Origin of the sequence: Ruminiclostridium cellobioparum subsp. termitidis CT1112, assembly GCF_000350485.1 — a bacterium.
In the GTDB taxonomy this organism is placed as follows: Bacteria; Bacillota; Clostridia; order Acetivibrionales; family DSM-1351; genus Ruminiclostridium; species Ruminiclostridium termitidis.
On sequence record NZ_AORV01000069.1, the window covers coordinates 1 to 6477 of the forward strand.

7 protein-coding genes and 1 rRNA gene are annotated in these 6477 nt (G+C 40.0%); 6 read left to right on the forward strand and 2 right to left on the reverse strand.

The window, feature by feature from the left end:
* Window positions 1-2372 (reverse strand): S8 family serine peptidase (locus tag CTER_RS28610; RefSeq protein ID WP_004630693.1); only part of this gene is annotated, 2372 nt, incomplete at its 3' end.
* 720 nt (window positions 2373-3092) lie between these two features.
* Here CTER_RS28610 and CTER_RS28995 point away from each other — a divergent pair.
* The 6 genes from CTER_RS28995 (at window position 3093) to CTER_RS25205 (ending at window position 6179) form a co-directional block, all read left to right on the forward strand.
* Window positions 3093-3347, forward strand: a complete 255-nt coding sequence (locus tag CTER_RS28995) for a hypothetical protein (protein ID WP_004630688.1) — start codon at window positions 3093-3095, stop codon at window positions 3345-3347.
* Between the two features lie 31 nt (window positions 3348-3378).
* Window positions 3379-3735, forward strand: a complete 357-nt coding sequence (locus CTER_RS29090) for an IS66 family transposase (RefSeq protein WP_051066692.1) — start codon at window positions 3379-3381, stop codon at window positions 3733-3735.
* On the forward strand, window positions 3728-3844 hold the full coding sequence (locus tag CTER_RS29095; protein WP_278245956.1) for a hypothetical protein: 117 nt from the start codon (window positions 3728-3730) through the stop codon (window positions 3842-3844). The genes CTER_RS29090 and CTER_RS29095 overlap by 8 nt, the downstream gene beginning before the upstream one ends.
* 251 nt (window positions 3845-4095) lie before the next feature.
* Window positions 4096-5328, forward strand: a complete 1233-nt coding sequence (locus tag CTER_RS25195; protein WP_004630684.1) for a site-specific integrase — start codon at window positions 4096-4098, stop codon at window positions 5326-5328.
* A gap of 127 nt (window positions 5329-5455) precedes the next feature.
* Window positions 5456-5959: a site-specific integrase gene (locus CTER_RS25200; RefSeq protein WP_051066694.1), complete on the forward strand. Its 504-nt coding sequence runs from the start codon at window positions 5456-5458 to the stop codon at window positions 5957-5959.
* Window positions 5949-6179 (forward strand): hypothetical protein, encoded by a 231-nt coding sequence (locus CTER_RS25205; RefSeq protein ID WP_004630691.1) that lies wholly within the window; start codon window positions 5949-5951, stop codon window positions 6177-6179. The genes CTER_RS25200 and CTER_RS25205 overlap by 11 nt, the downstream gene beginning before the upstream one ends.
* 13 nt (window positions 6180-6192) lie before the next feature.
* Here CTER_RS25205 and rrf read toward each other — a convergent pair.
* Window positions 6193-6309 (reverse strand): 5S ribosomal RNA (rrf, locus tag CTER_RS25210).
* Window positions 6310-6477: the final 168 nt, after the last annotated feature.

Genomic DNA, 6477 nt, shown 5'->3' on the forward strand with positions numbered 1-6477 from the left:
CCACCCGCGATGGCTGTTATTTCACTAAGCCCGCTTACTTGCACCGCTGTAGTTTTTGTTGTTGTCGTTCCATCTCCTAGCTGGCCATAATAGTTATTACCCCATGCCCACACTGTTCCATCATTCTTTAGTGCCATGCTATGAGAACTTCCACACGCGATGGCCGTGATTTTGCTAAGTCCCCCTACTTTCACAGGTGTAGCCCTTGTTGTTTTCGTTCCATCGCCTAACTCACCGTAATTGTTAAGCCCACATGCCCAAACATCTCCATTACTATCCAATGCCAAGCTATGATGGTTCCCACCGGCAATCTTAACAAACTGAGCTTCCACTGCTGATGTAGAGAACAAACTGAAATCATCTGTATTTTCAGTCAAAGGACTGCTACTTTGTGTTATAGCAGTATCAGAAACATTTATAATCTCATCATTCTTAATATCTTTTACAGCATTTACACAATTTATCTTGACACTTCCGCTTATTTTTCCTGTCAGGCTTGATAAATGCTCTGAACATTGAACAATTCTATCTTTCAGTTCCATTGTGCTCATGTTTGCCAAATTACTTAACAAGAGTGCTGCCTCACCTGAAGTAAAGGCTGCAGACATTGATGAGCCACTGTTTTGGCCATAGGCATTACCTGACAAAGTACTCTTTATTCCTTCTCCTGGTGCAGCCACATCAACACTGCCTTCACCATAATTAGAAAAGCTAGATAGACTGCCATTTTTATTAACAGAAGCCACTGTAATAATGTTTGAGCAATCAAAGGCTGCAGGATATACAGGATTGCTGTCTATATCTGCACCGCTGTTTCCTGCTGCGCATACAAAGAGCATATTTGAAGCCTGTATTACTTCTTTTAACGCAGTATTTTCGTCATTGCTTCCCCAACTACAGTTTACAATCTTAGCACCCATGTTTTCAGCATACTGGATTGCATTGATAATATCGCTGGTATATGCCTTGCCATTGTTGAACACCTTCAATGGCATTACCTTCGCAGATGGAGCTACCCCAGCGATTCCCTTACCGTTATCCTTCACTGCAGCAATGATTCCAGCAATATGCGTTCCGTGGTTTTCTTCTGTTATATTTTCAATATCAAAGACTACATTGTTATCCTCGCTGAAATTCCAGCCGTTTGTATCATCAATTTTTCCGTTTCCATCATCATCTATGCCATTACCTGAGATTTCCTCGGTATTCACCCAAATATTTTCTGCCAAATCCTCATGTGCAATGTCTACTCCTGTATCAATAACGGCAACTGTTATACCACTGCCTGTTGAAATACTCCATGCTTCTGTTACCCCAGCATCGCATAAATAAGCAGGCTGAATTGGAGCTGTATCTGTCATATCTCTCAAATCCATAATAACAGGCTCATTTACAAGTTCCATTAATATATATGGCTCAACATTTCCGGGTACATCACGTGCCATCAGCTTTTGCCTTAATTCTTCAGAAGGTGTATTGATGAGAAATTCCTTGAACTCTAGATTTTTATCAATGGCATCCCTCAAGTGAAGAGGCAGCTTTTTAAGATTATTCTTTATTGAGGTATTATTAGAACTATCCACTTCTTTGAAATTGTTCTCCAATCCCCATTGGCTGCTATAATAAGGATCATTTGAGGATAAGCTTAGTTGATAATCTGGCTGTATATATTCGATATCATTTTCTAAATCATTTTTTTGCAGATCAGCAACAATATCCCTGAGCTTTTCTTTTTTATTCAGCATTATGATATCAAAATCCATGTCTTTACTATTTTTTTTATTATTCATGCTATTTTTTGAGCTATTGTCAATCTTGTCTATTTTTGTAAAAGCTTCTCTAGCTCTCATCATGCTATTCTGATTTTTATATTTTATTATGAACCTATCCGTTTCAAAGTCAGGGTTTTCTTTTACAAGTTCTTCCGATTTTGATGGTTCAAGTGCAATAGCAGATGAAGTAGCAATAATAGATACTTCATCTGCTATTGAATCATTTAGAGCAGTTATTACATTTATTGAATTGCTCTCTGCAATAACATTCCCATCAAGATCTTTTGCTCTTACCATATACTTATACTCTGTATCTGGAGTAAGTTCTGTATCAGTATAAGCAAAGCTTTCAGTTGTTTTTATAAGGCTATCATTTCGGTAAATATCATAAGACATAGCATTAATGCTGTTTCCAATGCTTGTCCACACTAATTCTACAGAGTTAGATGTATTACCAAAATTCGTAAGAGTAAGCTGTTGCTCAGATATTTCCATAACTACATCCTTTGCTTCTGTCGCATATACTGCTGGCATTAAAATACTTTGAAGCATAAAAAGCAAAACTAAAAAAACAGACAAACACTTCATTTTTTTCAACATAAAAGCTCCTCCGAATCATTTTTTACATAATAAATATAAGAATGTAAGTACATACATATATTTATATGAAATATATGGTATATTACATACTTTGTCTATTTTATATTTATTTTGCACTTCTGTAAATGAGCACTAATATAAATCTACTATATTTTACAAGGATTTAACATTATATAACATAATCAAAAAACATTATTTATTAACATGATCGATTTTGCGAATGATATCGTAAGCTAAGCACTAATGAATTGTATATAACTAATATTGTATAAATATACAGTTTCTTTTTCAGTAACTCAGTTAATTGGTTAAGTTCCTGGCAGGTCGTCCATGACCTCCCCCCGGTTCATTTTTGCATGACTTTCGTGACCTTGAACTATGTAATTTTAAATTTAATCCATTAACCCATGATCTGAACTTGCTTGTACAGCTACGTAAGGCAACCTTTCCTATAGACATTTTTTCAATCACAGTATTTTTGTCTGTACCTTTAAAGTCATTTGGTTGGCAATACTTTTTATTAGCTAAATCATCTGTATTAATTAAATTTTTATTATTTTCCTGATTTTCAATTATTCCAGCATCGGGTTCATTAAATTTATTCCCTCTTGCCTGTACTGCCGGAATACCTTCTGATACTTGAAAATGAAAACCTATTCCTGTTAGAAAAGGTGAAACGACTGGAACATAATGTCGAAGCCCTGACGCAGGCAGTCTTGTATGCAGCCAAACAGCGTTTTAGTGCATACAGTGAAAAAACACCGCCAACCGAAGGCCAATGTTCTTTTTGGGAAGAAGACACAACGGAATCTCATGGTAATTGAAGAGACTCCTGTCATTCATCTTAAGGAGCGTAAAAAACCGTTAAGGAAAAAGGGTGACCGAGAGAAGCTAACTGCCAACCTGACCCGGGAAACCATAGAGTGTATCCTCAATCTGGAAGAAGCTCTGTGCATATCTGTGAAAATGAAATGAAGATCATTGGAAAGAAAAAGGTAAGGCGGAAATGGAATACATTCCGGCCAAGCTGGTAATGAAAGATTATGTTCAATATATCTATAAATGCATGGAATGCGGTACAAGCGATGAATCCCCGGAGGATGTGATCTGCAGTGCGCCTGTACCGACACCTGTTCTGAAGCATTCGGTAGCTTCCCCTTCCATTGTCTCATGGATTATGTATCAGAAATATCTGCTATCTGTCCCTATATACCGCCAGGAACGGGATTTTCGAAGAATGGGAGCTCCACTTAAGAGAGACACTATGACAAATTGGGTTATCCGTTGTGCCAAAGATTGGTTAAAGCCACTGTATGACAGGATGCACCAACAGCTTGTAAAATTGCAGCATTATCATGAGTGACGAAACCACCTGGCAGGTCAACCATGAGGAAGGAAAGGAAGCCTCCAGCAAGTCGTATATCTGGGTACACCGGAGTGGAAGCTGTGAAGATCTACCCATCATCCTGTGAGTATACGCGAACCCGTTATGGGAATCACGCAAAAGAGTTTTTGGCAGGGTTTCATGGATTCCACATTTCAGATACCTATGATGGGAATTACTCGGTGTCTATGCTTTAGCCATTATCCTAGTAATATGATTATCCAAGGAGATTCTGTGCAGGCTGCATAATTGCTGTATTTTCGCCAGTCCTCTCAAATAATCCTTCCTCTATTACAATAGAAATGTACCTTGATATTTCTGTTGTGAAAGGAGACAGTTATGAGTACAAGACAATACGGACACAAGTCGTTTGATTCATTGAAGAAGGGTCTACTGAAACTACTTCAGGACAAGACTTACGGAAATGATACCATCAATAATTATCACCGGAAGCTGAAGCAGCTTGAGCGATATATGATCGCAAACGACGTCGTCACATATGACCCGACTGTCGGCCAGAAATTTATTGATGATTATCTTTCAACGCATGTGCTCAGCAAAAGCAGTCGGCAATACATTAATACAGTCATTTATTGCTTAAATGATTACTGTAATGGCAAGTATCAGATCCAGCACAAAACGGAACTCACCCCATTGCCCGAAAACTACGCCATATTGATGGATGCATATCTGCGGAAATGCAGAGATGCCGGAAACAGAGAATCAACAATTATTGGAAAGAGATATTTTCTTCGGGAATTCTACTGCCATCTCGAATCCCTTGGATGCCATGACCTTAGGTGTGTGGACGCTGCCGTCATCGGCAAGGCAAGCCTCATGCAGAACAACAAAGACGGATGGGCTGTCATCAGGATGTTTCTGCCGTATCTGAATAGTGCCGGTTTGATAAATCATGATTTCTCAGCTATTATCCCTCATTTTAAGAGAGCGTTCCGCCTACCGAGTACCTATACAGAGGATGAAATCAACCGTTTTGAGGAAATGATAGATACCGATCCCAAAATCGGAAAACGCGATTATGCGATGCTGCTTCTCGCAACTCGGCTTGGAATGAGATCCGGCGATATAGCAAACCTCACTTTTTCGTCGCTTGACTTCGGCAACGACACTATCAGTATTACACAGGAAAAGACGGGTGAGCCCCTTGTCCTTCCCATGGTCCCGGCGGTAAAAACTGCATTAGCTGATTATCTTAAGAACGGAAGGCCGGAATCGGATCAGTCTTATGTATTCCTTAGAGCAAATGCCCCATTCGAGAAGATAACCACTTCTGTAGTCCGCTTCGAGCCTAACAAATATTTCGGTAAATCAGGAATCGATATCTCTGACAAGAAGCATGGTCCCCATGTGTTCCGTTCTTCTCTAGCCAGCTCAATGATAAACCATATTGTGGCATATGATGTAATACGGAAAATTCTTGGACATACAGACCCTGATGCCATCAAGCACTATGTAAAGGTTGATATCGAAAGGCTCCGCGAGTATGCTATTGAGCCTCCTGCACCTTCTGGTTGTTTCAAAGAGTTTCTGGAAGGGAGGCTACAGCTATGACAACATTCAATAGTCCCTTTCGGAAAGAACTTGAAGATTTTCTGTCCATACGGCAGACATCACTCAGTAAGAGCACATATGCCCATATGGCTGCGGGCTCCGGATAGGAGAAACGCTTGCCTTAAAGATGAGGGATGTCGACCTGATTGGTGGGACCTTGATTATGAGGCATACAAAAGGTGATAAGCAGCGACTAGTGCCGATGCATCCTTTGTTGACTGAGATTCTGGAACGTTACCGTCTGACAATGGGAATCGTTGGGGTTCCTGATGCCTGGCTATTTCCCGTTTTTGTAAAAGATGAATCAATGACGCCGAAGGATACCCAGCACTGGTTTGAGAAGATACTCCGTCTTGCAGAAATATCTTCTCCTGGACGAAAAAAGCATGAACGCAGTCCCTGCCTGCATTGCATGCGTCATGTTTTCGTCTTCAAGTCCTTTGCCAAGGCAGAAAAAGCCGGGAGAAAGATTGATGATTCAGTACCTTATCTCTCCATATATCTCGGGCATGACAGCTTACAGGAAACCGAAAAATACATGAAGTTCAGCAGTGAACTGTTTCCGGTGGCAATGGAGCTGTTTTCTGATTATTCAGCAGATGTATTTCCGGAGGTGGCGCATGAAACATAAAGCCTCCTCATTTCTTGAACTGCTGAACAGTTTTGTAACAGAATACCTTCCGGGTGCAGTAGGTGCCAGTCCGAATACGATAAAATCGTACAAAGCAGCTTTCAGACTGCTCCTGAAATATATGTATCAGGAGAAAAGTATCTCAGCTGACCAGAAGCTGAAACTTCAAATTCTTCCATGCTGGGCGCACATAAACAAAGCCTTAAGCTTTTACGCTTAAGGCTTTGATATAAATCTGGCAGAGACTTACTTTTCCGGGCCGTTGCCAGCCAAGTATTATCAGCACTGAGATGCTTAACTGCCGTGTTCGGTATGGGAACGGGTGTGGCCATCTCGTCATTTCCACCAGAAAATTTTGCTCCTTGGGAGCTAAATAATGTATCGAAGTAACGAGGCTTTGCCTCGATGAAATGCCACTAGTGTAACTAAATTTTTCTACAATCGAAAAATTTAGTTTGGAATCTAGCCATTATAAGAAGATTTGAAACTAACTCATAGATTTTTTAGACTATCTACTT